This is a genomic window from Shewanella vaxholmensis (assembly GCF_031932135.1).
In the GTDB taxonomy this organism is placed as follows: domain Bacteria; phylum Pseudomonadota; class Gammaproteobacteria; order Enterobacterales; family Shewanellaceae; genus Shewanella; species Shewanella hafniensis.
On record NZ_JAUOEV010000028.1, the window covers coordinates 44102 to 69403 of the forward strand.

20 protein-coding genes are annotated in these 25302 nt (G+C 46.3%); 11 read left to right on the plus strand and 9 right to left on the minus strand.

Annotation, left to right across the window (positions count from 1 at the left end; genetic code table 11):
• Positions 1-117 precede the first annotated feature (117 nt).
• Together Q4Q46_RS19290 and Q4Q46_RS19295 are read right to left on the minus strand one after the other, a co-directional pair.
• Positions 118-3276 (minus strand): efflux RND transporter permease subunit, encoded by a 3159-nt coding sequence (locus Q4Q46_RS19290; protein WP_259503715.1) that lies wholly within the window; start codon positions 3274-3276, stop codon positions 118-120.
• A 13-nt stretch (positions 3277-3289) separates the two neighbouring features.
• Entirely contained in the window at positions 3290-4528 is a 1239-nt protein-coding gene (locus tag Q4Q46_RS19295; RefSeq protein ID WP_012587069.1) for an efflux RND transporter periplasmic adaptor subunit, read from the minus strand.
• A 393-nt stretch (positions 4529-4921) separates the two neighbouring features.
• Here Q4Q46_RS19295 and Q4Q46_RS19300 point away from each other — a divergent pair, with 393 nt between their 5' ends.
• The gene (locus Q4Q46_RS19300; protein WP_011847480.1) at positions 4922-5545 is read left to right on the plus strand and encodes a TetR/AcrR family transcriptional regulator; all 624 of its coding nucleotides are present in this window, start codon (positions 4922-4924) and stop codon (positions 5543-5545) included.
• Between the two features lie 109 nt (positions 5546-5654).
• Here the strand turns inward: Q4Q46_RS19300 and Q4Q46_RS19305 are convergent, their stop codons facing one another.
• A complete protein-coding gene (locus Q4Q46_RS19305; protein ID WP_311906801.1) occupies positions 5655-6542 on the minus strand; it encodes a LysR family transcriptional regulator in 888 nt (295 codons plus the stop codon).
• 89 nt (positions 6543-6631) lie between these two features.
• Here Q4Q46_RS19305 and Q4Q46_RS19310 point away from each other — a divergent pair, with 89 nt between their 5' ends.
• A complete protein-coding gene (locus Q4Q46_RS19310) occupies positions 6632-7066 on the plus strand; it encodes a PACE efflux transporter (RefSeq protein ID WP_311906802.1) in 435 nt (144 codons plus the stop codon).
• 326 nt (positions 7067-7392) lie between these two features.
• Positions 7393-8217, plus strand: a complete 825-nt coding sequence (locus Q4Q46_RS19315) for a substrate-binding periplasmic protein (RefSeq protein WP_115334103.1) — start codon at positions 7393-7395, stop codon at positions 8215-8217.
• Positions 8218-8221: 4 nt separating this feature from the next.
• Here the strand turns inward: Q4Q46_RS19315 and Q4Q46_RS19320 are convergent, their stop codons facing one another.
• Positions 8222-9112 carry a LysR family transcriptional regulator gene (locus Q4Q46_RS19320; protein WP_006082669.1) on the minus strand — a complete coding sequence of 297 codons (891 nt, stop codon included), beginning with the start codon at positions 9110-9112 and terminating at the stop codon, positions 8222-8224.
• Positions 9113-9252: 140 nt separating this feature from the next.
• Between Q4Q46_RS19320 and Q4Q46_RS19325 the strand changes: the two genes are divergently transcribed.
• Positions 9253-10509, plus strand: coding sequence for an adenylosuccinate synthase (locus tag Q4Q46_RS19325; RefSeq protein ID WP_106651270.1), 1257 nt, complete (start codon positions 9253-9255; stop codon positions 10507-10509).
• A gap of 165 nt (positions 10510-10674) precedes the next feature.
• Here Q4Q46_RS19325 and Q4Q46_RS19330 read toward each other — a convergent pair whose 3' ends face one another.
• Positions 10675-11655 carry a chemotaxis protein gene (locus Q4Q46_RS19330; RefSeq protein WP_006082671.1) on the minus strand — a complete coding sequence of 327 codons (981 nt, stop codon included), beginning with the start codon at positions 11653-11655 and terminating at the stop codon, positions 10675-10677.
• A gap of 222 nt (positions 11656-11877) precedes the next feature.
• On the opposite strand from Q4Q46_RS19330, the gene Q4Q46_RS19335 reads away from it, so the two are divergent.
• Positions 11878-12309 (plus strand): thioesterase family protein, encoded by a 432-nt coding sequence (locus tag Q4Q46_RS19335; RefSeq protein WP_106651272.1) that lies wholly within the window; start codon positions 11878-11880, stop codon positions 12307-12309.
• 150 nt (positions 12310-12459) lie between these two features.
• Here the strand turns inward: Q4Q46_RS19335 and Q4Q46_RS19340 are convergent, their stop codons facing one another.
• Together Q4Q46_RS19340 and Q4Q46_RS19345 are read right to left on the minus strand one after the other, a co-directional pair.
• Positions 12460-13950: a putative bifunctional diguanylate cyclase/phosphodiesterase gene (locus Q4Q46_RS19340; protein ID WP_311906803.1), complete on the minus strand. Its 1491-nt coding sequence runs from the start codon at positions 13948-13950 to the stop codon at positions 12460-12462.
• Positions 13951-14043: 93 nt separating this feature from the next.
• Positions 14044-14886: an HDOD domain-containing protein gene (locus Q4Q46_RS19345; RefSeq protein ID WP_259520018.1), complete on the minus strand. Its 843-nt coding sequence runs from the start codon at positions 14884-14886 to the stop codon at positions 14044-14046.
• A 342-nt stretch (positions 14887-15228) separates the two neighbouring features.
• On the opposite strand from Q4Q46_RS19345, the gene trhP reads away from it, so the two are divergent.
• From trhP to Q4Q46_RS19360, 3 genes are all read left to right on the plus strand, one after another.
• On the plus strand, positions 15229-16596 hold the full coding sequence (gene trhP, locus Q4Q46_RS19350) for a prephenate-dependent tRNA uridine(34) hydroxylase TrhP (protein ID WP_311891381.1): 1368 nt from the start codon (positions 15229-15231) through the stop codon (positions 16594-16596).
• Positions 16597-16600: 4 nt separating this feature from the next.
• On the plus strand, positions 16601-16852 hold the full coding sequence (locus Q4Q46_RS19355) for a YfhL family 4Fe-4S dicluster ferredoxin (protein ID WP_006082676.1): 252 nt from the start codon (positions 16601-16603) through the stop codon (positions 16850-16852).
• A gap of 498 nt (positions 16853-17350) precedes the next feature.
• Positions 17351-19240 (plus strand): S8 family peptidase, encoded by a 1890-nt coding sequence (locus Q4Q46_RS19360; RefSeq protein ID WP_311891382.1) that lies wholly within the window; start codon positions 17351-17353, stop codon positions 19238-19240.
• A 118-nt stretch (positions 19241-19358) separates the two neighbouring features.
• On the opposite strand, the gene ubiT is transcribed toward Q4Q46_RS19360, so the two are convergent.
• A complete protein-coding gene (ubiT, locus tag Q4Q46_RS19365) occupies positions 19359-19892 on the minus strand; it encodes a ubiquinone anaerobic biosynthesis accessory factor UbiT (protein WP_311906804.1) in 534 nt (177 codons plus the stop codon).
• A 137-nt stretch (positions 19893-20029) separates the two neighbouring features.
• On the opposite strand from ubiT, the gene ubiU reads away from it, so the two are divergent.
• Positions 20030-21040 (plus strand): ubiquinone anaerobic biosynthesis protein UbiU, encoded by a 1011-nt coding sequence (ubiU, locus tag Q4Q46_RS19370; protein ID WP_311906805.1) that lies wholly within the window; start codon positions 20030-20032, stop codon positions 21038-21040.
• Positions 21041-21080: 40 nt separating this feature from the next.
• Positions 21081-21974 (plus strand): U32 family peptidase, encoded by an 894-nt coding sequence (locus Q4Q46_RS19375; protein ID WP_311906806.1) that lies wholly within the window; start codon positions 21081-21083, stop codon positions 21972-21974.
• Between the two features lie 161 nt (positions 21975-22135).
• Here the strand turns inward: Q4Q46_RS19375 and Q4Q46_RS19380 are convergent, their stop codons facing one another.
• On the minus strand, positions 22136-22864 hold the full coding sequence (locus Q4Q46_RS19380; RefSeq protein ID WP_006086910.1) for a DUF998 domain-containing protein: 729 nt from the start codon (positions 22862-22864) through the stop codon (positions 22136-22138).
• Between the two features lie 694 nt (positions 22865-23558).
• On the opposite strand from Q4Q46_RS19380, the gene Q4Q46_RS19385 reads away from it, so the two are divergent.
• On the plus strand, positions 23559-24917 hold the full coding sequence (locus tag Q4Q46_RS19385) for a YjiH family protein (protein WP_311906807.1): 1359 nt from the start codon (positions 23559-23561) through the stop codon (positions 24915-24917).
• Positions 24918-25302: the final 385 nt, after the last annotated feature.

Below are 25302 nucleotides of genomic sequence, written 5' to 3' on the forward strand. Positions count from 1 at the left end.
GTCCTTTTACTCTGATTAAACTATAGTCAACGCTAATGATTTTCGCCGCGAACAAACAAAAAAGGCCTACTTGATGTAGGCCTTTTTTTACGCATTTATCCATCGCGAGAAACAAGCTTAACTGACGGTTAGCTCTTTATGCTCTTCGACTTTTTTACTGCCTCGCTTTGCCAGTGCGTAGTAGAACAATGGCGTTAGGATAAGACCAAACACAGTCACCCCAATCATACCGGCGAATACTGCCACGCCCATGGCTTGACGCATCTCGGCGCCAGCGCCAGTGGAGAATACCATAGGCACTACTCCCATAATAAAGGCGATAGATGTCATCAAGATAGGACGTAAACGTAATCTTGCTGCCTCTAATATCGCATCCATAGGTGCCATACCGTGATCTTGTTTCTCCTTGGCGAACTCGACAATCAAGATAGCATTCTTAGTCGCGAGTCCCACCAGCACTATCAGGCCAATTTGGGTGAAGATATTGTTGTCGCCACCGTAAATTAATACTCCACTGAGGGCTGAGAGCAAGGTCATTGGAATGATTAAGATAATCGCCAATGGCAAGCTTAAGCTCTCGTACTGGGCTGCGAGCACCATGAACACCAGCAAGATCACCAGCGGGAAGACTAACAAGCCCGTATTGCCCGCTAAGATTTGCTGATAAGTTAACTCAGTCCATTCGTAGGTCATACCGTTTGGCAACGTTTCGGCGAGGATTTTTTCAATCGCTGCCTGCGCTTGGCCGGTACTCACACCTGCTGCTGGGCCACCGTTGATTTCAGCGGTCGTAAAGCCGTTATAGTGCATCACTCTGTCTGGGCCTGAGCTTTGGCTGACGTTGATAAACGACCCTAACGGGATCATATCACCATTCAGATTCGGTACCTTCAGCTGACTTATCTGCTGCGGGCTTTGACGGAACGCCTCATCGGCTTGCATATTCACCTGATAGGTTCTACCGAAACGATTGAAATCGTTGACATAGGTCGAGCCCATATAGGTTTGTAATGTCTGGAAGATTTGATCGAGCGACACTGCCTGCTGTTTCGCTTTAGTTCGATCAATATCCAGTTCAAGTTGTGGCACATTCACCTGATAGCTAGAGAAAATTCCGGCTAACTGAGGATCGGCCCACGCCTTGTACATCACTTGTTGGGTCACCTGATACAAGGCCTCATAACCAAGGTTGGCTCTGTCTTGAATTTGCAGACGGAACCCTCCTATAGTGCCGAGGCCTTGCACAGGTGGCGGCGGGAAGATGGCAATAAATGCGTCTTGAATACCAGCAAACTCTTTATTCAATTGTCCAGCAATGGCATTCGCCGACAGCTCTGGACTCTTACGCAATTCAAAATCATCAAGCGCGACAAACACAACGCCTGAGTTAGGACTATTAGTAAAACCGTTGATACTAAGGCCTGGGAAGGCAATCGAGTGCGCCACACCAGGGTGATTAAGGGCAATCTCAGACATCTTTTTGATCACGGTATCGGTACGTTCAAGGGAAGCCGCATCGGGCAACTGAGCAAACGCCACTAAATACTGTTTATCTTGACCCGGTACATAACCCGTTGGTGTATGAGCAAATTGCACGCCCGTTAGCGCTACCATGCCTAAATACACTAGGCCGATAATGCCGCCAAAACGGATCACTTTACGCACTAACCAACCATAGCCATCGGATGCACGGCTAAATAAGCGGTTAAAAGGCATGAACAACCAACCACCCAGCAACTTGTCCATTAGACGGGTTAAACCATCCTTCGGCGCATCATGACTCTTGAGCAATAACGCGGATAATGCTGGACTCAAAGTGAGTGAGTTAATCGCCGAAATAAAGGTCGAAATAGTGATTGTCAAGGCAAACTGTTTATAAAACTGCCCGGTTAAACCACTCATAAACGCCGTAGGAATAAACACCGCCGCCAGCACCAAGGTGGTTGCCACAATCGGGCCGGTCACTTCTTTCATCGCCTTTTGCGTTGCCGCAACTGGGCTTAAACCAGCGGCAATATTACGCTCGACGTTTTCGACCACCACAATTGCATCGTCCACCACAATCCCGATGGCGAGCACGAGTCCAAACAGCGACAGTGCGTTAAGCGAGAAGCCGAGCAAATGCATAAAGGCAAAGGTACCAACTAACGATACAGGCACAGCCACCAGCGGAATAATTGAGGCGCGCCACGTTTGCAAGAACAGCACTACCACTAACACCACCAGCAACACGGCTTCAAGCAAGGTTTTCATCACCGCCTCAATCGAGCCGCGCACGAACACGGTTGGGTCGTAAACGATTTCGTACGTTAATCCTTCGGGGAATCCTTTAGACAATTCAGCCATTTTGGCGCGCACATCATCGGAAATCTGAATCGCATTTGAACCCGATGCTTGGAACACAGGAATCGCCACGGCATCTTTGTTATCCAGCAGTGAGCGCAGCGCATAGCTTGTCGCACCCAGCTCGATACGAGCTACATCCTTCAAACGATTCACTTCACCGTTTTGACCGACTTTGATGATGATATCTTCAAATTCAGACAGTTCAGTTAAACGGCCTTTCACGTTAATTAAGAGTTGGAAGTCAGCACTACCACTTGGCTGAGCACCTAAACTGCCCGCTGCCGCCTGTTGGTTTTGCTCACGCACGGCAGCAATAATGTCCGCAGGTGATAAACCCAGCGCCGAGACTTTATTCGGGTCGAGCCAAATACGCAGGCTGTATTCCCCAGCGCCAAACAAGCGTACCGCGCCCACACCTTTAATCCGTGCGAGCTCATCTTTAACGTTCAGCGCCGCATAGTTAGACAAATACAACATGTCATAACGGTTATCCGGTGACAGCAAATGCACCACCATGGTGAGGTCCGGCGATGACTTTTCGGTGACTATGCCTAAGCGTTGCACTTCCTGTGGCAGACGCGGCATAGCGCGATCGACTCGGCTCTGCACTTGGGTTTGCGCCCTGTCCACATCCGTGCCAATGGCAAAGGTGATGGTCAAGGTCATGCGTCCATCGGACGTCGCTTGCGATGACATGTACAACATGTCTTCGACGCCGTTGATTTCCTGCTCCAGCGGCGAAGCCACGGTTTCGGCAATCACTTTAGGGTTAGCGCCTGGGTAGTTAGCGGTCACCACGACTGTGGGCGGCACAACTTCAGGGTATTCAGTGATCGGCAGTTGCCAAACAGCAATCGCCCCTGTGATAAAAAACAGCAGTGAGAGTACGGCTGCAAATATCGGTCTTTTAATAAAAAACTGCGATAACATGGTGTTCTATTCCTTAACCGCGGCTAGCCGTTTCGACCGCTTGCGCCGTCAAAGTATCTTGGTTTTTATCTAGGATTAACTGGGCTTGGCGTAATGCTTCGAGCTTGTCGCTGTCGACCATTTCAACCATGTGCGGATCAATTTGCATCTTAGGACGCACGCGCTGCATACCGTTGACGACGATCTTATCTTCGGCCATCAAACCTTGGGTCACGATGCGCAGTCCTTGGACTTTTTCGCCTAAGGTCACGCCGCGATATTCAACTAAACCATCGGCGCCCACCACTAACACAAACTTATTATTCAGATCTGTGCCAACGGCTTTATCGTCAATCAAGATACCTTCATAAGCGCCACTACCTGCGGTGCGAAGACGAGCAAACAAGCCAGGCAATAAGCTATTGTCTTCATTGTCAAAAGAGGCTCTCACGCGAATGGTACCGGTCTGTTTATCCATCGCATTATCCACAAAGTCGACCATGCCGATATGTTGATAATCACGCTCATTGGCTAAGGCCATGTACACAGGGTTGTCGCCAGCGCGGGGATCATTACGTTTCTTCTCGGCCGTTAATTTCACGTATTTAAGATAGGTTTGCTCATCCACATCAAAATACGCATACATGCTGGCGGTAGAGACTAGACTGGTCAGCACACTCTGCCCTGCAGTGACATAATTGCCCGCGGTGACATTCGCGTAGGACACGCGACCATCAATCGGCGCTTGCACTTGGGTATAAGCTAAATCAAGCTCGGCGCGCATCAGGGCCGCTTTCACCGAAGCCACTGCAGCCGCGGTTTGACGTTTGTTTGACTCACGGGTATCGAGTAACTCGGCAGACACCGCTTTTTGGTCAAACAATTTATGGGCTCGTTCGAAGTCATTTGTGGCCAGTTGCTCAGCAGAGATAGCGCTAGCAAGATCTGCTTTTAACCGGGCCACTTCCACTTCAAATACGCTCGGGTCGATGCGGAATAACACGTCGCCTTTTTTCACTAAGGCGCCTTCTTTAAAATTCACTGAGTCGATATATCCAGATACACGCGGGATAAGGGTGACACTTTCTGGCGCCTGTAAACGGCCGGTAAACTCGTCCCATTCGGTCACTCGCTCATGCAATACTTGGGCGACATCCACCATAGGCGCACTTGGTGCTGGCCCCTGCTGCGCTGTTTGCTCACCACAAGCTGACAGAACGAAAGCGGCCACTGCCGTTAACATCATTATTCGTAAGGGTTTATTGCTCTTCATATTACTATCCTCAAAGTGGCGAGCATGTCACGCTGTTCGAACCACACACATTTAAATACCGACTGGTAAAAAATATTCTGTACTGGACGGTAATATATAGCGTAAAATGACTCTGTCAACAAATTTATGTACCGACTGGTATTAAATTAAAAGCGCGCACTGACCTTTACTTTGCAATGCGCCCTTAGGCGGAAAGCCACAAGTTTGATCTTCAAAGCATTTTTATGAATATTGAGGCGAACGCTGACTGACACGGATTGAATGCTGAACTTAGGTGACACCTTGGATGACTAAGTAGACAAATCCCCTTAGTCTGTCATCAGTCAGCAAGTGTGGCTGGACACGGACTAAACCCATGTCTATCCTAGGGGCAATTGAGAATTGAGGAGCCTAATGATGTCAACCGTCACCCAGACGCCCTGTGTAGGTCGCCCACGTGCCTTCGACACTGACGATGCATTAGCCAAAGCCTTAGAAGTCTTCTGGCGCAAAGGTTTTGAAGGTACATCGTTAACCGATTTAACCCAAGCTATGGGCATTAATAAGCCAAGCCTTTATGCCGCCTTCGGCAATAAAGAACAGTTATTTCTCAAAGCGATAGAATTATATGAACAACGCCCCTGTGCGTTTTTCTATCCCGCGCTGGAGCAGAAAACCGCCTATCTAGTGGTTGAGTCAATGCTGCTCGGGGCCGCGAGCTCTTTGGTGGATAAAAGCCATCCGCAGGGATGTTTGATTGTTCAAGGGGCATTAACCTGCAGTGAAGCAGGGCAAGCGATTAAAGATACCTTGATTAATCGTCGCCGCGACGGTGAAATCGCTCTGTGCGAAAGATTGCAACGCGCCAAAGATGAAGGGGATTTGCCCGCAGATGCCGAGCCGTTACTGCTTGCCCGTTATGTCGGCACAGTTTTGCAAGGCATGGCCGTACAAGCGACCAGTGGGATTTGCCCGAATGAATTACGCAAAGTCGCCGAGCTAGTGCTCGCTAACTTTCCGCGCAATGATGAGTCCTGATCCATAAATCCTAATGCACAAATCCTAATGCGCACAAACAATAAACCCCAGTTGAGTCCTCACTTAACTGGGGGTTTATTCATGCTTTGCTTTATTTCTGTCCAACCATTTACTTCTGTCCAACCAAGAGCTCTCTAAACAGTTGCCTGAGTCGTTTCAATAATGGCAGGCTGCTTTTATCTTGATGCTGGATCACATCGACGTTTGCATACCAGCCTATCTGCTCAAATTCTATGGGGACCCGAGTTAAGTTACCCGATGAAACTGAGCTGGATGCCATATGCTCTGGCAACAGACACCAACCATGGCCCTGTAATGCGAGCTCCAATAACACATAATAGTTATCGGCATACCAAACATCAGGACTGAACGCCTGCTGAAAACTACTGGTTTTAGTATTACGTGAGCGGATGCATAATTGTCGATACAGTCGCAATGAGTCCATGTTCGGTGCAACTGATTTCGCTAAGGGATGCGAACTCGCCACATACAGATCGAATTCAATCACACCAATACTCTCAAAATCTATACTACTTGGCATAGATAATTCGCTAAAAATCAGTCCTGTAGATGCTCTTCCCGAATGTACCATGTCGATAATATCTATGCTTGAGGCACTGAGAAACTCAAGTTCGATATTAGGGAAATCACTTTCTAACAACTGAATGATTTCAGATATTCTCTGTATCGGAATGCCTTCATCCATCGCAAGGCACACTTCTGAAGATTGACTACCAAAAAGCGATAAGGCGGTATGTTTGAGCCTTCTATGTTGAAGAATCGTCGCTCTTGCGTAGGGCAGTAATTTACTGCCTACGGCCGTTAATACTGGGTAACGACCCGAACGGTCAAATAACTCAACTCCACAGTCAATTTCAAGATTCATCACATGCTGACTAACCACGGATTGTGCTTTCTTAAGTTGCCTTGCGGCATTCGAAAATGAACCAGATTCTACGGTTTCCATAAAGGCTTCGAGTTGTTCGAGACTAAACATATCGCTTTTACCGATACTATCTAATTATTACTTATCCCTATACTAGATAAAATATGGCCATAGTCACATTGAATGAATGGGAAATAGCCATGAAAACGACAGAACGTATCTTTAACGCCTTACTCTTTGAAGCGATTGCACTCGCGATTATTATTCCCGTTTCTGCCCTCATATCAGGCAAGGGAACCAGTGAGCTTGTCATAGTCGGTATCGCTTTGAGTCTTTATACCGTGGTGTGGAACTACTTCTACAACCTAGGATTCGACAGGGTAATTGGGGCAAATCGAGAGCAACGCACTTTAAAAACCCGAATACTGCATACCTTTGGATTTGAAGGGGGACTTATTTTCATTAGCATACCGACCATCGCTTGGTTTTTACAGATAGGCTGGTTGGCAGACATGGGCTTAGAAGCGGTTTTTTTGATCTTTTTCTTCTTCTACAGCACCCTATTCCATTGGTGCTATGACAAGTATCAGCCCTATAAGACTTGGTTTACGATGCAAGCCACTAAGGTCAAATAGCCCAGCTAACATCAACACAACACACCATCAAACGAACCTCACTAAGCACTTTAGCGGTTCGTTTGATGGCAGTTTTGAAACCTATCCATTTCAATTTCTTCTACTTAGCAAAAATGCTAAGCCTGTTCATTCGTTGCCCAGCGCAAAATCCCACTTAAATATGGTAAACACAGTAAACGATCCGCACACAGTGAACTGAGGTTGTTGAAATATCCTATAAACATCACAAAAGTACTCGCTATCAATAATTAATATTCAAATCATTAGTCTAGATATAATTCTTTATGCTATAAAAGCCATATATTAAGCAGGGAGATGGCAGCAAAATGCGTGTAGGGAACAGAGTGAAGCTCAGGATGCAGCAGGCATTAAATTTGCCATCAGCATTGATACTTAGCATCGTTTTATTACTCGCATCCATGACTTACAACATGGCATTCGCCCAAGAAAGCAATGCCGTGCCCGCAGAATCGCAGCCTCAGGCGATAACCTTAGCCGCAGAAGACAGTTGGCCGCCCTTTGCCAATCAATTTGGCCAAGGCATTTCCCATCGTTTAATCCAAGCCGCCTTTAAACAATCGCATATTGAAGTAAATAGCTTAGTCGTGCCCTATTCTCGCGCCTTAATGATGGCGGAAAAAGGCGCCGTAGACGGGGTATTTAACGTCACTCGCGAGAACAGCACCGAACAGCGCTTCATCTTCGGTAAAACCCCATTATTTATCGCCACCGCATCTTTTTATCAAAAGAAACAGAAGCCTATTTTGGCTGATAATAAATGGGCGCTACCTAAAGGCACGGTTATTGGGGTGATTAAAAGCTATGAGTATGGCGATGATTTTCCCAAGTTAGTCAAACAGCAACAGCTCAATATCGTCACCGTCGCTAATCAGCAGCAGCTAATCAATTTATTGTTGATTGGCCGCATAGATGCCGCATTGATGTTTGACTTAGTCGCCAAGGAGAACCTAAAAAAAATGGGCGTGGATGATGATGTCATTCCAGTATTTGCTAACCACAGCAGCGATATTTTTTTGGCATTCTCGAAGGAAAACCCACAGGCGCAGACCTTAGCGACCCAACTCGACGCGGGCTTATCACTGCTAAAAGCCACAGGCCAATACGAAAAATTACTCTTAGTCGCTGACTAATCCCCTATCGCTGCGAGCGAATGATCTCTTGATTCACCCAATATAATAGCTGCTTGATGGCCTTAGACAGGATCTGATTCTGGCGCACAATATAACCCAAACTGGTTGTGGGGAATTGCGGTAAAGGGGTGACTTTAGTAGTCAAATTAGCCTTAGTATAAACCGAAAACTCCGGCACGATCGCTACCCCAAACCCCGCCTCGGCCCAATCGATTTGCGCGTCCACACTGCCCACCTCCATAATCCTGTAATTCGGCAAATTCAGCGACGGCAGTGCGGGATCGAGCAATTCACGGGTTCGCGTATCATGGCCCAGTAAAATCAACGTCGGTTGCTCAGCCAAGGGCGTATCCACAGAGAGGTTTGCCTGCTGCCATTGCTGTAAATTGTCCCCTATTGCACACCATTTTATCTGTTGTAACTCAGTAAAATGCAGCGGCTGACTCTCCTTTTGCGCGATCACAAACCCTAAATCGGCCTCAGCATTTTTCACCAGTTCAGAAGCTTGGGATGATGTGGTATTGAGCAGCGAGAAATCGATCCCCGGAAACTCCGCCTTAAAAAGCTGAAACGGCTGGATCAACAATAACCGCGAAATAATGTCGCTGGCGGCAATGGTCAAGGTGCCTTGGCTAAGGTCATTAATCGCATTGAGGTCCGCCTGACAAATTTGCAGCTCCATTAACGTCTTCTGACTGCTCTCTAACAGGCGAAATCCCGCTTGCGTTAATCGAAAAGGATTGCGGTCAATCAGCTTGACTCGAGTGCTTTGCTCTAACTGCTTAATATGCAAGCTAACATTGGGCTGTGTCATGTGCAGCGCCGTGGCCGCTTTGCCAAAATGCTTATGTTCAGCCAAAGTCACAAAGGTCTTTAACCAATGGATATCGAGCATAAAACCCCCTTTTACTGTGTATTCGCGTTAATTATAGCCAATGATATATGAAATCCTTATTGAGATGATAACCATAATTAATTTCTCTTATTCAAATGACGGGTCTAGCATAGCGTCTTAATCAATGAGGAGATGTTGTTATGCCGTCGATCGTGGTTGTGGGTGCAAATTGGGGTGATGAAGGCAAAGGCCGCATCGTAGATTATTTAGCCGCGGATGCCGCTGCCAGTATTCGCTTTCAAGGCGGTAACAACGCCGGACATACCGTAGTCAACGACTATGGCACCTTTAAATTACACCAATTACCGAGTGGCATTTTCAACCCTAACTGCATTGCAGTATTGGGCCCTGGCATGGTGATCAGCCCAGAAAAGCTCAGCGTTGAAATTGCTGAAGTACAAGCAACAGGTGTTGAAGTCAAATTATGCATTTCTGACCGTGCGACCCTGTGCTTACCTTTACATGCATTAGAAGATACCTTAGAAGAACAACGTCTTGGCGATTTAGCCTATGGTTCAACCCGTCAAGGAATTGCACCTGCCTATGGTGATCGCGTGATGAAAAAAGGCATTTTAGTCGGTTGGTTAAACCAACCTGAAGTGCTGCAAGAACGTATTCAATTTATGCTCGACTGGAAAATGCCACAATTAAAGGCACTTTATCCAAGCTGTGATTTTAATCAAACTGCCGCTGAAATGACTGCATGGTTATTAGAAGTGACTGCGCCATGGCGTCCATTTATTTGCAATGTGACTGAGCCATTAAAAGCATTACAAAAACAAGATGCAAGCTTACTGTTTGAAGCGCAATTAGGTGCTGGCCGCGACTTAGTCTACGGCGAATATCCTTATACTACTTCATCAAACGTGACTGCGGCTTACGCAGGTATCGGCAGCGGTTTACCTGCGCTGCGCCCTGAGCGCGTGATTGCTGTGGCGAAAGCCTTTAGCTCATCTGTGGGTACTGGCACTTTAGTGACAGCTATGGAAGAGCAAGACGCCTTCCGTGAAAACGCCAATGAATTTGGTGCAACCACAGGCCGTCCACGTGACATGGGTTACTTCGATGCTGTTGCCACCCGTAATGGTGTTGAGCTGCAAGCGGCAACTGAAATTGCCCTAACTAAGATTGATTGCCTGTCAGGCATGAAAGATCTGAAAATCTGTGTTGCCTATGAAGGTGAGCACACTGAGAACCCAATTTGGCCACAAACTGCCGCGTTGAGCCCAGTGTATGAGCAAATGCCAAGCTGGAGCGAAGATATTACCGGTTGTCGCACCTTCGAGAGCCTGCCAGTGGCAGCGCAACACTATGTTGAACGTATTGAAGCCCTAATGGGTGTGCGCGTTAGCATGGTTTCTGTTGGACCTGAGCGCGATCAAATGATCATCCGCTAGTCGCGAAGTTTACCCTACAAAAAAGCCATATTCGCTTCGGTGAATATGGCTTTTTACTTTTATATCGTTTGTCATTGAAGAATCTCTCAAGACGCTGGTAGCTACGATTCACATATTTAGTACTAAGTATTTGATACTCAAAGATCGCAGCGCAATGAAATAGCATTACTCTTCGAATACGTATTTATCTATCATACCGACCATACGGCCAATTTCGGGTTTAGTAATAGTGTCATTTGCCCCCAATGCCATCGCCTTTGTGCGGTTATCCTCACTCATTAGGGAAGAAAACATCACAATCGGCATTTGTTGGTATGCCTTGGATTCTCTTAATCGTTTAACCAGATGCATCCCATCCATGCGAGGCATTTCAACGTCCGTGATAACAGCACTGACAAAATCAGAAATAGAGGCATTATCTTGCTCAGCCAGGCTCTCAAATTCCATTAGCATTTCAAGAGCATCACCACCATCTTTGGCGGTAATAATGTTGTAACCTGCGCTACGGAGCGTATTTTCGATCATTTTGCGAATGAAGGCAGAGTCATCAACGATTAAAATCGTTTTCGCTTCACGTTTGGCCAGCATTTTGTCATTAATCAGCACACTCCTATCGAGCGTGACATCGTACTTATCCATACTCAGTTCAGGATTGATATCGGCAATAATCTTCTCAAAATCCAATATCATAATCAGCATACCATCACGGCGAACCACGGCAACGACACAATCATTTTCACCCGCTTCTAAAAACTGACTCGGCGATTCAACTTGCTCCCACGACACCCGATGAATGCTGCGAACACTATCAATTAAGAAGCCATTAATCATCTTATTAAAATCAGTGACGATAACGACCTTATGGGTTAAATCCTCCGGTGTCGATATGCCAAGCCAACCGGCAAGATCGACTAAAGGGATCAGCTTTTCTCGCAACGAGAACACCCCCACCATATGCGGTTGTGCATTGGGATAGTCGGAGGTTTCTGGCACCCGAATCACTTCCCGCACTTTGGCGACATTGATCCCGTAATGACAGACTTTATGGCCGCCGTTAGGGAGAATCTTATGCAGATGAAACTCAATAATCTCGAGTTCATTTGTGCCACTTTCGGTCAATATTTCTGATTTTTTTATTTCGCTCATATGAAGCTCTCAACCTAGCAAATCAACATAAGAAAGGTATTCCAGCTATCAGTATAGGAAGGGATTAATGAGTTAGGCACGATAGTGCGATTTTACTGCCTGATTAGCGTGATATTTCTTGAATATGAGTTGTTCACAGATTGATCACGGGCTTACTTTTGTTTAAAGAGATAAGCCGCTAAACTAATGCGCCATAATACTCCCTAGAATAACCTTAACCCCATGCCGCAATTTAGCCCGACCTTTTCCTTTCCAGTGCAAATCTACTATGAAGATACTGATTTTTCTGGCGTGGTGTATCACCCCAACTTTTTGAAATACTTCGAGCGTGCCCGTGAGCATGTAATTGGTGCGGAGCGTTTAAGTGCCTTGTGGCAACAAAACCAGCTGGGTTTTGCTGTGTATCGTAGCGATATGCTGTGCCATGAGGGGGTGGAATTTGCCGATATCATCGATGTACGCACTCAGTTTTACTTTGAGAGCAAGTACCGCACTGTGTGGCAGCAGGAGATTTGGCGCCCACAAGGTAAAAAGCCTGCCGTCACCGCCACCATTGAAATGGTGTGCATGAATCAAGCTCGCCAATTAGCGCCTATGCCAGCGGAGTTAATCGCCGTTTTAAGCCAAGGTTTTGCCTCAAAGGTGCAAAACTAATACGGGCGATTTGACTAAAGCGATAATGAATATCGTTAGAGCCCCATAGGAATGGGGCGAGCAACGACTCATTAAAGCTGCCCTAACGTTAATTGGTGTCGGATTTACTGGGTCTAACATTACTCAGAGTTGGTTTAATGAATGGCAGATTTAAATGTGATGCAGCTTAGCCCAATTCATTTCAAGTTCGGCGGCACGCATAGGTTTAGCGTAATACATACCTTGTAGGGTATCGACGCCCATAGCGACCAGCCTATCTCTGATCTCAAGGGTTTCGATCCCTTCGACTGTGACTTCATAACCTAATTTTTTAGCAATATTGATGCTGGCTTCGAGGATATATTCCGATGGTTTATCTTGCTCAAGATCCTTTAAAAAGGCTTTATCGATTTTGACTTCATTAACGGGTAGATGCTTCAAATAAGCCAATGAAGAATGACCGGTACCAAAATCATCAATCGCGAGCCTAACCCCTAACGCACGAATTTTATCTAAGGTTTCGACCGCCTTAGTTAAATCCGCCATTAAAGTACTTTCGGTAATTTCAATCATTAAAGATTCGGGTGGAAGCTGGTAATAAGCTAATCTCGCCGCAATTTCTTGGGGCAAGGTTTCACTATCGAGATCCCGTGTTGATAGATTGACTGCGACGCACAATTGTATTCCTGCCGCGCGCCATTTTGCCTGCTGCGCTAACACTTGGTCGAGTGCCCATTGGCTCACTAAATCAATCATGCCAGCATATTCGGCTAAGGGGATAAACTCGCCAGGAGAAATAACCCCAAGCTCGTCGTGCTCCCAGCGCATCAAGGCTTCAACCTGAAAACACCGTCCCGTCGCAATATCCTGTTTCGCTTGATACACCATATACACTTGATTGCGTTGTAAACCTTTGGGCAAGCTATCGATAATTCTCAGTTCTCTTAACTGTTGAATATCATCATTCTCGGCATAGTAAGCAATCGCGCTACGAGAGTGGCGGGCTTTCTTCAGCGCCAAATCGACGCGACGTAACATCTGGCTCGTATCGGCGTGGTGTTCTTGTAAATGCACACAACCGATTTGAAGTTTAACGCTGACTGGCGTGTTCTTAATGCTAAAAGGCACCTGCAAACGGCCTCTCAAATGGACTAATTGCTCCTCAGTCAACGCTTGCTCGTAATATAGGCAAAATTCATCACCATTGAGCCGTGCGATTAATCTTGGAGATAAACTTAAGCTGTTTAACCGTTCCGCAAATTGTTTTAATAGGATATCGCCAAACACAAACCCAAAGAGATCATTTACATAACGAAATCGATAAATATCAATCAGCACTAGCGTCCCTTGAGTCAGTGGCATCATAGAGGCCAGCGTACGTTTCAAGCCAACGCGATTCACCAGCCCTGTCAGTTTATCCTTACCCACACTTACGGGTAAGGCCTTTAATAACTCATCTAAGGTATGGTACAGAGGTGCAAACTCTTGGGGAACAATGCCAATGTCTAAAGCTTGGCGCTCAATCTTTTGTTGCTCTAATTGGGTACAAAGTTGTGCTAAAAACTTTTGTTGTGACCGTAGCGACCTATATTTTGCCTGCAATATATACAATGAAAATATCAATAAAATGAGCGAAGCAACGACTAACCCGATTTCGAACATACCTTGGCCTCTGCTTTACCGCGTAAGCTTATTATCAAATGGCACTGCAATTCAGTGTTCACGTGCCATTTGAGTTCCATTTAGGCCTAACGATTATTGGTAACTTTCTCTAATTGAATGGAATTTTTCCATAAACTCATCACTGGCTAAATCATCGGTTGTCACGGGTAACCCGCGGGCGACAAACACACCAAGACGTTGTTCTAACTCTGTACCTGCCCGTAGCTCACCGGTATAGAAGGCCGCTGCACGGATAAAGTCGAGGTAAGTAACATGGTCGGGCAGATAAGGTAAATCGGCCCAGCGCTCTACCACTTCCATCACTTCGGTAGAAAAATCCCAACTCTTTAACACAGCACGGCCTAATGGTCCCTGCATTTTACGAACGAGCGCGCGCAATTGATCAATGCTAGTAAATAAATGTGGATTAGCCTCGGCTTCCGTCAATACAGGCAAGGCGCCAATGTTATGCACGAGTCCAGCTAAGGTTAAGGTGTCGAAATTTAATCGACTACTTGAATGACGTTTATTATACATCTGCAACATGGCACAGGCGGCTGCGGTCACATCGATTGAGGTGCGCCACACTTCATCCATGACTTCCCACACCATTTCATTGGTGGAAATGAACAATTGCTCCATCGCCACCGAAGTCGCGATGCTTTTAATTTGGATTAAACCAATGCGTGAAACCGCACTGTTAATGCTTTCAGCAGGAACGCCTCGGCTATATAAAGCGCTATTGGCCACCTTAATAATACGGGCAGAAATCGCCGCATCTTGGCCGATCACTTCAGCCACTTGTTTAAGGCTCGCATCGGAGCGTCCGACCACTTCTTGCACCCGCATCGCCACTTCCGGCAACGTCGGTAGCACTAAGGCATCATCTTTTAGTTTTTTTAATAAACTGACTAACAGTAGATGTTCGGTAGACATCTTAGCTCCCATCAATCTGTAAACATGAACATTGGATAGTTGGAGTATATCAGCTGACCGTCATTCAATACGTAGAAAAAAGCAACTGACGTTAATAAATTGTATGATTGCGTTATCAATTTTGGCTTAATTATCGGCCGTAATCTTCTGCATCAATCATCACCAGAGCTAAAATATTTCTCGCGGCTTGATCAAAGCTAAACTCGCTATATTCGTAAAATGTGAAGTACCACTAAAGTTAGTAAGGGCAATTTGCATAACCCTACTTTCATTGTGTAAAATCCCGCCCCCGCGCACTGCGTCATTTATTCATCGATTTTATTAACTAATTTGAGAGTGATTATGTTTAAACCTGAGCTGCTGTCTCCAGCTGGAACCCTGAAAAACATGCGCTACGCCTTTGCCTATGGCGCAGATGCCGTGTATGCCGGTCAGCCGAGATATAGCCTAAGGGTACGTAACAATGACTTCAAAATGGAAAACCTTGCCACAGGCATACAAGAAGCCCATGCGCTGGGTAAAAAACTTTATGTTGTAAGCAACATAGCGCCCCACAATGCCAAGCTGAAAACCTATATCAAGGACATGGAACCCGTAGTGGCGATGAAGCCAGACGCGCTGATCATGTCCGATCCGGGTTTAATCATGATGGTACGTGAAGCGTTTCCCGATCAAGTGGTGCATTTATCCGTACAGGCAAATGCTATCAACTGGGCCTCGGTCAAGTTTTGGCAAACCCAAGGCATCAAGCGCGTGATCCTGTCGCGCGAATTATCCTTAGATGAAATCGAAGAAATTCGTCAACGCTGCCCAGATATAGAACTCGAAGTATTTGTTCATGGCGCCCTGTGTATGGCGTATTCAGGCCGTTGTTTACTCTCGGGTTATATCAATAAACGCGATCCAAACCAAGGCACCTGCACCAATGCTTGTCGCTGGAAATACGACGTACATGAAGCGCAGCAAAACGACAGCGGCGACATCATTGCCATGCCTAATGCAGTACAAATCGAAACGCCGACAACTTTAGGTGCGGGTGCGCCCACGGATCAAATCTACCTACTACAGGAAGCCAATCGTCCCGGCGAATACATGCCAGCCTTTGAAGATGAGCATGGTACTTATATCATGAACTCTAAGGACTTACGTGCGATTCAACACGTTGAGCGCCTAACCCAAATGGGCATAGACTCACTTAAAATTGAAGGCCGCACTAAGTCTTTCTATTACGTCGCCCGCACAGCACAGTTGTATCGCCGCGCGATTGAAGATGCTTCATCGGGTAAAGATTTCGACCGCAGCCTAATGAATCAATTAGAAGGCCTAGCCCACCGTGGTTATACCGAAGGCTTTTTGCGTCGCCATGTGCATGATGAATACCAAAATTATGACTATGGCTACTCAGTCAGTGACACCCAACAATTTGTGGGTGAACTAACGGGTAAACGTAACCTTGCGGGATTGGCCGAAATCGAAGTGAAGAACAAATTTTCCGTTGGCGATAGTGTCGAGCTGATGACGCCGCAGGGCAATATCAGTCTGACGATTGAACAACTTGAAAATCGCAAGGCTGAAGCGGTTGCAGCGGGCTTAGGTTCTGGGCACACTGTGTATCTGCCCGTGCCCAAAGAAGTCGATTTGAGCCACGGTATTTTGCTGCGTAACCTGCCCCAAGGTCAGGATACGCGCAACCCACATGAACTAGGTTAAGGTCATGGCATTACTGATCGACGATAGCTGCATCAACTGCGACATGTGTGAGCCTGAGTGTCCTAATCAGGCCATCACTATGGGCGAAGAGATCTATGAAATCGATCCCGACCGCTGCACCGAATGCGTGGGGCATTACGACAAACCGACTTGCGTGTCTGTCTGCCCAATTGATTGCATCGACCCAGATCCAAACCGCGTCGAATCCAACGACGAGCTGTTAGTGAAATTTGCCGTGCTAACGCAAAAAGCTTAATCACATCCCAGACCGAGTGGTAATCTAACCTCTCGGTCAAATCCGCCCTCATCCCCGCCTAAAACAATGCAACAGACATGCATATAAACAGTATGTAAAACCATTTAAGCGCATAAACCCGAGCATTTAATTACAGCTTGATAAAAACACTACTTTAGACTGACACTGGTTTAGTTCTGTCTGTCAAAAAACTAACAGACGGTATTTATCCCTTCTTCACAATTTATAGTTCAAGACATAATGTCGCTTGATAAATCACCATTTTTGCAAGCTGTGTCACTTTAATGGATTGAGAGTTATTATTTTGACGCTTATTTGTACGACTCAATCATCATTCCTGTACAAACTCATTCACGCCTCAATTGTAAATCAAGTGTTACATTTTAATTTTATGAATGAGCTAAGCCTTAAGCATTAAACTGGGCAGGTTGAAAATACCTTCTACATTGGATTATGTCTCGAAGTCCGTGGAGACATAAAAAGAAAATGGAGTTCAACATGCATAAGAAACATTTAATAGCAGTCGCAGTCGCAACTGGACTTGCTTACTTCCCTGTTAACGCTAATGAATACCAAGCCACTATGGTCAATGTGCCGCAATCTAAAGCCATCAAAGATACTTACATCGTTGTATTCAATACCCCAAGTGTTCTTAATCTAAGTAATAACAACACCATAGCTGAATTCGCGGTTCAACAAGCCGAGAGTTTAGTCAATCAATATGATGTCAGAGTGATGAAAAACTTTGGCAATGTGCTCAACGGTGTACTCGTCAATGCCAGTGCCCAACAAGTTAAAGCACTGCTTAAAGATCCAAACGTGAAGTACGTAGAACAAGATCAAGTGATGTCGGTAACGCCCATGATGGAAGCCAATGCGGACCAACCGAGTCCGACCTGGGGCATAGACAGAATCGATCAACGCAACTTGCCATTGGATAACAACTATCACACGGATTACGATGGCTCAGGTGTGACCGCCTTTGTTATCGATACTGGCGTGCTAAATACCCACAATGAGTTCGGCGGCCGCGCAAGCAGTGGCTATGACTTTATCGATAATGATTACGACGCGACTGACTGTAACGGCCATGGTACCCATGTGGCGGGGACGATTGGTGGCTCAACCTACGGTGTCGCAAAAAACGTCAATGTAGTGGGTGTCAGAGTGCTCAACTGTTCAGGTTCTGGCAGTAACTCTGGCGTGATTGCTGGGATAAACTGGGTGAAAAACAATGCTTCTGGTCCCGCCGTCGCGAACATGAGTTTAGGTGGCGGCGCCTCCCAAGCCACAGATGATGCCGTCAATGCCGCCGTAGCTGCGGGGATCACCTTCGTCGTCGCGGCCGGCAATGACAATAGTAACGCCTGTAACTATTCACCTGCTCGTGCCGCGGATGCCATCACTGTCGGTTCAACCACCAGTAACGATTCCCGCTCGAGTTTTTCTAACTACGGGACTTGCCTTGATATCTATGCGCCCGGTTCGAGCATAACTTCTTCTTGGTATACCTCAAATTCAGCGACTAATACCATTAGTGGCACCTCAATGGCTTCCCCCCATGTGGCAGGCGTCGCGGCATTATACTTAGATGAAAATCCTAACCTCTCACCCGCACAGGTGACTAACTTACTCAAGACGCGCGCCACTTCGGGCAAAGTCACAGATGCTAAGACAGGCTCACCGAATAAGTTACTGTTTTCACTTGCAAGCGATGATGGTGGCTGTGGTAATAATTGCCCCGTTGACGAGACTCAGCTGCAAAATAATCTGGGTATCGCGATCAGCGGAGCCACAGGTTCAGCAACTTATTACTACATTGATGTCCCCGCAAATGCGGCCAGTTTAGGCATCAACCTCGCGGGGGGGTCTGGCGATGCGGATATTTATGTCAGCCAAGGACAAAAACCGACGACGACCAGCTATCAATGCCGCCCATATCAAAATGGTAACAATGAGAGCTGTAATTTCACCGCACCTGCGGCGGGTCGTTGGTATGTGATGGTCCAAGGCTATAACAATTATGCTAACGCCCAGCTTACCGCCAGCTACAACCTTAATGGCGGCGGAAATTGTACCGATGCGAACTGCTTAACCAATGGCGTACCTGTCACGAATTTGAGCGGAGCAACGGCAACTGAAGCCCTGTATAAAATCGTCGTCCCTGCCAATAGCCAGCTGAATATTGCCACCAGTGGCGGCACTGGCGACGTGGATCTGTATGTCAAAGCAGGGACAATCCCAACGACCACCAGCTATGATTGTCGCCCCTATAAAAATGGTAACAATGAAAGCTGTTCGATTACCGTGACTCAAGCGGGAACTTACCATGTGATGTTACGTGGTTATGCTAATTACTCGGGCGTTCAACTGAGTGCAAGCTACTAGCGAGTGAATCGGTTCAGTGAGTTTTGAATCAAACTCAAGCCCACTAAGGTAACAACTGAGTGGGCTTTTTAGTGGTTTATTCAGAAGGCTATCTCGCTAAGTAGCATTAATAGCTTGATTAATAACTTGGAGACTTAGCGAGAATAACCGTTGGTTTGGCTTCGAGTTGCAGACGCTCGATCACAGCGGCGAGCTTTTCAACGCTAAGGCGAATTGGGGTCGGCATACTGGCAAATTCGATGCTGAGCAGCAAGTTTTTCACTTCGAGCCCTAATTCTGTATCGCCTTCAATACTCAACTTACGCTGGAAGAATAGCGTATCAGGATCTTCCTTTGCTGCTGCCACTAACACTAGTTCAGCCGAATTGGCACTAAAGCTCACCTGCGCGTCGGTCAACTCTCTGACTTGCCACTTGCCATTAAAACTCACCTCAAAGGCCAGGTTTAAGTCTTCCACTCGAATCGCAACCCATTTATCAGTCAGAAATCCGAGTTCATCGTCTGCCGCTTGTTCGGCGAGTAACAGCCCAAGTAATTGGCTGATGGCTTTCGCTTTGAAACTAAAAGGCATCTTAGCGAGGGGAAAGCCGATGGCTTTTGGGGTGAATTCTAAAAGTTGCTGAGCGATTTTTGCGGAAAAAACAGCGGACATGGCGGGAACCCTACAAGAATAAAACATATATATCCCAGTTTATCGGAATTTTATGATCTTAAACCTGTTTTAAATCAATTCATCGCCATTCAATCTTACCTACACTCAGCGGCTATCATTTTATCGGGAGCATCACTATGGAGCTGTTGTGTCCAGCAGGAAATCTGGCCTCGCTAAAGTCGGCATTGCATGCCGGAGCCGACGCAGTGTATCTAGGACTAAAAGACGACACCAACGCGCGCTCGTTTGCAGGATTAAACTTCACCCCCGCAAAGTTGCAAGAAGCCACTGAGCTCACGCAAAAACACGGCAAGAAAATCTTTTTAACCTTAAATACCTTTCCAAAACCGGGCGAAGAACACCGTTGGTATCAAGCCATCGATCTCGCCGCAAAACTGGGAATGGATGCGTTGATTGTTGCCGATCTTTCTTTGCTCGATTATGCCCATCAACATTACCCACACTTGCCGCTGCATTTGTCGGTGCAAGCCAGTGCGACCAATCTGGGCGCGCTCAGCTTTTATAAAGAAGCTTTTAACATCGCCCGAGTCGTGTTACCACGGGTGTTATCCATGAAACAAGTGCGTGACCTTGCCAAAGTCAGCCCAGTGGATTTAGAAGTGTTCGCCTTCGGCAGTCTATGCATCATGGCCGAAGGGCGTTGCCAACTGTCATCCTATGTGACGGGTCAATCGCCCAATACTGGCGGCTCTTGTTCACCGGCAAAACACGTGCGCTGGCAGGAAGAAGGACAGAACAGATTAACGCTGCTCAACGATGTATTGATTGATAAATCAGCCCTCGATGAACAGATGGGTTATCCCGTGGTATGTAAAGGCCGTTACATCACGGAAGATCAAGATTCGCCGCAGTATTTGCTCGAATCACCAACCAGTTTAAATACCTTAAGCTTACTGCCCGAACTCGCTAAGGCAGGCATAGTGTCGCTAAAAATCGAAGGCCGCCAACGCAGCCCAGCCTATGTTGAGCAAGTCACGAGAGTTTGGCGTCAAGCCATAGACACCTATCTGGATAACCCAGAACTGTACTCAACAAGCCAAAACCAACCCCATTGGGAACAAGCCCTTGCAAAAGTCTCCGAGGGTCAAATCACCACACTTGGCGCCTATGAGCGTGATTGGCAATAAAGGTTAATGAACAGAGCGCCAGATTAACAAAGGACAAGTTATGCATATTTCCCTAGGCCCGCTGTTGTATTGCTGGCAAAAACAACAGGTCACTGATTTTTATCAGCAAGTCGCCGCGAGTCAAATCCCCTTAGTGTATTTAGGCGAGGCCGTCTGCAGTCGCAGACGCGAACTCAAATGGGGCGATTATCTAGAGCTGGCGCAAATGCTCAAGCAGGCGGGTAAAGAAGTGGTGATTTCAACGCTGGCGTTAATCGAAGCGCCATCGGAATACACTGAGCTTAAACGCCAAGTCGATAACGGCGAATTTATGGTCGAAGCGAACGATATGGCGGCGGTCTATCTCGCCAACGAACATAAGTTGCCCTTCGTCTGCGGCGCGAGTATCAATAACTACAATCGCGCTAGTTTAGACATTTTGCAGCGATTTGGGATGCAAAGGTTTGTGATGCCAGTGGAGCTATCAAAAGCTTGGCTTAGTCAAGTGATCCAACAAAAGCCGTCATTTGAAGTGGAAGTGCTCGGCAACGGCTATTTACCCCTCGCTCATTCGGCGCGCTGCTTTACCGCTAGGCACAAACAGCTCACCAAAGATCATTGTGAAACAGTGTGCCGTGAATACAGCAAAGGGCTACTCGCGCAAACCCAAGAGCAGCAGCCTTTGCTCAGGCTCAATGGGATCCAAACTCAATCCGCCAGTTGTTTAGATTTACGCAGTGAAATAACGACAATGGCAAAGATGGGGGTGGATGTGTTTCGGGTATCACCCAGTAGTTTTGACTGCATCACCACAGCCAATGCCTTGGTCGATGCAATTAACACGCCTGAAAATGCTCAACATTTTGCGATTAGCAGCGATGCGAACCTAGAGAGAACCCAGTGTAACGGCTACTGGTTTGGAGAAGCAGGCCTTGCTGTGCATGCGAATCCCTAGCCTGACTCAGAGCCTTAGCCAGAGTCTGAGTCAGAAGATGAGACTGAGCTAGAAACTGAGCTTGGGCCTAAACATGAGCCAGAGCTTAATCTAAGTGAGAATCGGAGCGGGAAACATAATCTAGATTTAAGCCAACATCGACGTTAACTTAAGGAATGAGTTTAACCAGTACTATTTCGATCTTGGCTAGTTCGATCTTGGTTGGAGTGTAACTGACTGAAAAGCAGCACAGTGGTCCAGCACAATAGACTCCCCAGCCCTATCCATTCCAGTAGGGCTGGCCACCACAAACTAGGACGCGGCAGCTGCAATACCATCTCCTGATAAAACGGCCTATCGCCTTCGGTCAAACCTAAATCCAATTGCGGCGCATACAGAAACGTCATCATGCTGCACAGCACAATGAGGGCTAACAACCCAGTCCAGCGACCAAAATGAGACTTGCCGAAAAAAACTAAAGCTAAGTAGAAAATCGCACTTAAACTTCCCAGATAGAAAAACCATTTCAGCCCTAAAACGTGCAAGTGATACACGTTCACCGGAAATAATCCCACGCTCGCTAAAGCTAAAAAAGTGCATGCCAGACTGATAAAAAAGGGATATCCCCAAAAAGATGTCACCTGTTGTAACGAAGACAAACAATAAAAGACGAGACTTAAGCTGCCAAAAAACAATCCCCCGTTGAGGATCACAGCAAAAGGTGAATGACCATAAGTCCCCAATTCGCTTAGGGTATGATTTAAAAAATTAAAGCGATGGGATTCGGCATCGTCGAATCCTAAAACAGTCATCACAATACCGATTAAAAGCCCAAAGATCCCCAGAAAACCAAACTTAATGGCCAGTGTCGAGCCGCCTTTAATCTTAACCTTCTCTACTTTTGTAGTCATGAATACTTGAGTTGGATAGGAATGATACTAACTTACATGGAAATGAAATGATTTAAAGCGGCGGGTATCCGCTTTATGAATAATATTTTTACTTTCATCGTTATTAGCGACTTTTTAGTCAGCCAAAAAAACATCAAGAGGCTGAGAAAGATCACTATTATCTCTAAGCAGATTTAACTGCTTGTCGCATAAAAATGTGCCGAGCAGCGAAATAGACTGAGCATCACAGTGGTATTCGTAAAGCGTGCTCACCCACGCCATATAGAAAGTGTTATCACGACAGCCCGCTTAAATCGCACAAAAAACCAACCAATAGGGCTGTGAGGCTAAAGTTGATGATGTTTTTTCGTGCAAAAATAACATCTCAATCGTTTTAACTACATCATCACACAAGCGATTAACCCCTCAGAAACAACAATCCATAACGCCATGTTTATAATAATTTTTTATGTGAAACCATCCAGAAGTATCGACCTAATATCACCGACAACTTAAGTAAAATAACTATGCTGTTTTGCTGCTTATATCAAACTAACTAGCGAATCGTTTTACATAGACAAGCTAAGCGAGTAATCTTCCCCATTCTCGTTTTTGAGTTGAATTTAAATGCACCTTAATTGGCGTCAACAGCGCGTTACGTGCGGCTATTAATTCAAATTTACCATGTACGACTCGTACTTTAAGGTGTACAAAATTGACTACTGAAAATAAAAATCGAAACATTAAGACGATACTCACCTTTATCGTCCCTTCGCTGATCGGTCTGTTGTTATTTATGACCCCTATCAGCTACAACGATGCGATCACTATTCCAATCGCGATTATCTCTAAAGCACTGCAAGGCGCATTGAGCGGCGTGTTAACCCTCATAGTGACCATGATTATCGTGGCTACGGCGCTGGCCTCTTCGCTGTCAAAAGCATTTAAGCCTAAGTTTGTGAGCAAGAATCACTTCCTTAATGCCTTATTAAATGTCAGTCCTTTATGGTTGACGACACGGATCATAGGTGCGGTGTTTGTCGTGCTGACCTATTTAGGCTTAGGCCCAGAAGCCATTAACTCCTCAAGTACAGGTGCATTAGTCTTAAACGACTTACTGCCTGTACTGTTTTCCGTGTTTATCTTTGCTGGTATGTTGTTGCCGCTGCTGCTGAACTTCGGTCTACTCGAACTCTTTGGCACACTGCTAACCAAAATCATGCGCCCCGTGTTCAATCTACCGGGTCGCAGTGCAATTGATTGTATGGCCTCATGGTTAGGTGATGGCAGTGTGGGTATTTTGCTGACCAGCAAACAATACGAAGCACGTTTTTATACCCAAAGAGAAGCGGCGGTTATCGGCACAACCTTCTCGGCGGTATCGATTACCTTCAGTCTAGTGGTGATCTCACAGGTTAAGTTAGAGCACATGTTTGTGCCCTTCTACTTAACAGTGTGTCTCGCCGGTTTTGCGGCGGCTGTGATTGTGCCTAAGTTGCCACCGCTGTCGTGGAAGAAAGACAACTACATAGACGATACCCCACGCATGCCAGATGATGAGCTGATCCCCGCGGGTCACAACGCTTTCTCTTGGGGTTTTGATAAAGCCTTAGAAAAAGCCGCCAGTGCCGGTGGCATCAAAGCCGTTTTGAATGAAGGCGTTAAAAACGTTGTCGATATGGTGTTTGGCATTATCCCTGTGGTAATGGCCATTGGTACGCTGGCGCTGATTATTGCCGAGCACACGCCTATCTTTAACTATCTGGGTATGCCATTTATTCCATTACTCGAATTGCTGCATATTCCAGAAGCCACTGAAGCCTCTAAAACGATTGTGGTGGGTTTTGCGGATATGTTTATTCCGTCAATTCTGGCCAGCTCAATTGAATCAGATATGACTCGCTTTGTGATTGCGGCCTTGTCTGTGACTCAGTTGATCTACATGAGTGAAGTGGGCGCATTGCTTATCGGCAGTAAAATCCCCGTCAACTTTGTTGAGCTCTTCGTGGTGTTTATTCTACGTACCTTAGTGACTCTGCCAGTTATCGCAGGTGTGGCGCATTTACTGTTCTAAAAGCTAACGGCAACAATAGCTCAGCTAAAAGGGGAGTCAGGTTAACTGACTCCCCTTTTTTGTAGTAACTAATACACGAACTGACAGTTTTGATTATATCGTATGACTTAATCGTACAACCTCCACTCGACACCACACAACTCACTTTTGGACAGAAGTACTTTAAGAATTTCTGGATAGCACTGCTGAAGGATCAAACTTGGTCATTTAATTCTTTAAGTGCTGGCTTATGATGAGCCATGGCATTCGCTCACCGACACGCAGCAAGTCCGTCCTTGGATGCTCGACCGCCCCGTCCATGGGGCGGACGGTCGTCTCGCTAATCACCATGGCTCACCTTTCTAGCATTGGCGTAGTCAGTAAGTTTTAAAGAAATAAACAGCAC